At 35.3% G+C, this 2,779-nt stretch carries 3 protein-coding genes and 1 riboswitch; of the genes, 1 reads left to right on the forward strand and 2 read right to left on the reverse strand.

Annotated elements, in window-relative coordinates:
* Nucleotides 1-235 precede the first annotated feature (235 nt).
* A complete protein-coding gene (locus Q0X66_RS15690; protein WP_297708039.1) occupies nucleotides 236-1,723 on the forward strand; it encodes a DUF2779 domain-containing protein in 1,488 nt (495 codons plus the stop codon).
* A gap of 1 nt (nucleotide 1,724) precedes the next feature.
* On the opposite strand, the gene Q0X66_RS15695 is transcribed toward Q0X66_RS15690, so the two are convergent.
* Together Q0X66_RS15695 and Q0X66_RS15700 are read right to left on the reverse strand one after the other, a co-directional pair.
* Nucleotides 1,725-2,003, reverse strand: a complete 279-nt coding sequence (locus tag Q0X66_RS15695) for a hypothetical protein (RefSeq protein WP_297708041.1) — start codon at nucleotides 2,001-2,003, stop codon at nucleotides 1,725-1,727.
* Nucleotides 2,004-2,005: 2 nt separating this feature from the next.
* Nucleotides 2,006-2,365, reverse strand: a complete 360-nt coding sequence (locus Q0X66_RS15700; protein WP_297708043.1) for a hypothetical protein — start codon at nucleotides 2,363-2,365, stop codon at nucleotides 2,006-2,008.
* A 48-nt stretch (nucleotides 2,366-2,413) separates the two neighbouring features.
* A riboswitch (SAM-I-IV-variant riboswitch) is annotated at nucleotides 2,414-2,507 on the reverse strand.
* Nucleotides 2,508-2,779: the final 272 nt, after the last annotated feature.

Consider the following 2,779-nt stretch of genomic DNA (forward strand, 5'->3'; position numbering starts at 1 on the left):
TTTTGGAATTTGAATTTTTTGCTTCTCTTGATTCAAAAGCAAAGCGATCTAACCCAGCATGTCCACAGCAACGAAGTGAAGGCGGGCTTGCCCGTCCGTATCCGCCTTGCGCGGAGAAGGAGGGGAACCCCATTAAGTTGGCAAGTTGTCAAATAGTTGGAATATAATATGTTAGCCTCACTGTTTCCATGCAAGTTGAAGTACTTTTCCATATCTTGAACATTTCTATTAATAAATGACAAAATATATCCTTTCCAAATCCACCTTCCTAAAAGGGCTACAATGCGAAAAGTCCTTATATCTATACAAACATCATTATGATTTAAAGGATAAGACGCCAGCGCATTTACAAGCTATCTTTGATCAGGGAAATGCCGTAGGTCTTTTGGCGCAAGAACTGTTTCCTGGGGGCGTAGATGCCTCCCCCGAAGATCATTTTAAGATTCAAGAATCTGTTTTAAGAACGCAAGAATTTATTGATAATAGTGAATCTATTATATATGAAGCTACCTTTCAATTTAATGGAGTTTTAGCGGCCTTAGATATTCTGGTAAAGGACCAGGAGGGATGGAAAGCGTATGAAGTGAAGAGTTCAACCAGCATATCGGATACCTATATCCAGGATGCGGCGATTCAATTTTATACCATAGTTAACTCAGGCATAGATCTAAAGGATATTTCAATTGTTCACATTAACAATCAATACATTAAAAATGGTGATATATCGGTTCATGAATTATTTACTATCGAGTCCGTTTATGATAGGGTTCAGGAGGTTCTCCCAACCATCCCTAATACCATAACCACATTAAAAAAAGTAATCGATCAGGAAACCGCACCTAATATTGATATTGGAATACATTGTTCTAAACCGTACGACTGTGATTTTAAAGGGCACTGTTGGAAACATGTTCCTGAGTATTCCGTATTTGATATTTCCAACCTGCGAATCAACAAAAAATTAGACTTATACGATAATGGTATTATTACTCTTGACCAGGTAGATCCAAATGACGCAGCACTAAATATGAGTCAAAAATTACAAGTGGTAAGTGAACAGGAGGGAACTATACATGTTGATGCCCCTAAAATTAAAAACTTTATAGAGGGTTTGGAATACCCTCTTTACTATTTAGATTTTGAAACACTTAGCTCTGCTATTCCTATTTATGATCAAAGCAGACCTTATCAACAATTGGTTTTTCAGTACTCACTTCATATACAAACTGAGAGCGGAGATATCGCTCATAAGGAATATTTAGCAAAGGCCGATCTGCATATCGATCCAAGAAAAGGTTTTATAGATAAATTAATAGCCGATTGCGGAACCCGGGGAGATATTATCGTGTATAATTTAGGGTTTGAAAAAGCAAGGCTAAATGATCTTATAAACCTGTTCCCTGAATTTGAAGATGAAATTAGCAGTATCATAGATCGTTTAAAAGACCTGATGGTCCCCTTTCAGAAAAAATGGTATTACACTCCGGCTATGAAGGGTAGTTATTCCATAAAAAGTGTATTACCGGCTTTAGTTCCAGAATTGTCTTATAATGATTTAGACATAAGTGATGGAGGTTCTGCAAGTACTATTTTTACTCAAATGGTCCAGGGTGCATATACAGGGGACTATGACCAGACTAGAAATGCCTTGTTGGAATATTGTAAATTAGATACTTTAGCAATGGTTGAGATTTATAGAATATTAAAAATCCTTATAATTTAATCTATTTCACTATTCTAATATTCCCATCAACTACCTCAATTGGTCCTACTAGACCTAAAACATGTTCTAAAATATATACAGGGCTTTCTTTTAAACGTTCTTTAAACTCTTGCCTTAAAGCTATTAAATACAATGCCTGGCGATGCACTCCAGTAATACCACATTTAACCTGGCGATTATAAGACTTCACTAAGGTTTCAAGTGTTTCAACCTCAAATCTTTTTTTGTAATCTGCAATGATGTTGTTATCATCTTCCCTGCCAACATATATATATTCCATAATTAATAGTTTAAATTAATTATTTTGCTCAATTTTAAGTTATGCGGCATTCTTACAAGAAGAATGTTCTTATATTGAGTTTGAATAATAAAACTTCCAGTACCACTTTTAATACTGTACGATGCGCCTTTAAAATATAATTCATCATCAAAGAATAAAAGAACGTAAGGAGTCACACCGGTTAAATTTAGTATGGTAATTGTTTGATGGTGTTCAAATTGAATTAAAACTCCCAATTCGTCTTCATTAACATAATTAGCAATATCCACAAATGAAGAATCAAGCTCGATGATACAATTTATAGGCACTTCTTGGGAGTAATTAATTTCACCCTCTTTCAAATTAATGAATACAGTTTTCATAATGGATAGTTTTAAAGGTTATGCATCAGGAGGCTATAATAAACGGTGAATAATCATTTATTTTGACTGAACTGTCCGTATTCTGAACCACCGTGGCTTTTGTGCTCGGTTGGTACGCGTAAATGCGTTCCTGATACGCTTTAAAAGTAAGAAATTATAATAACTTTACACTTAGAATTATTTAATTAGAGCCATACAATTCGGAACCCCATTAAGTTGGTAACTTGTCAAATAGTTGTAAAATAAGCTGCAACAAACCCGGGCAATAACCTGGTTGGTATTTATAACCTATTCCGTTTAATTATTTTCCTTTGCTTCCCGATACCGGCTGCCACAGCGTCCACGAAATGATCTGGGTCATTTAAGGGCAGAAGCAATGTAACGTATTCAATTAAGGTGGCTTATTGTTTTGGT

The organism is uncultured Eudoraea sp., from assembly GCF_947260015.1.
GTDB lineage: Bacteria > Bacteroidota > Bacteroidia > Flavobacteriales > Flavobacteriaceae > Eudoraea.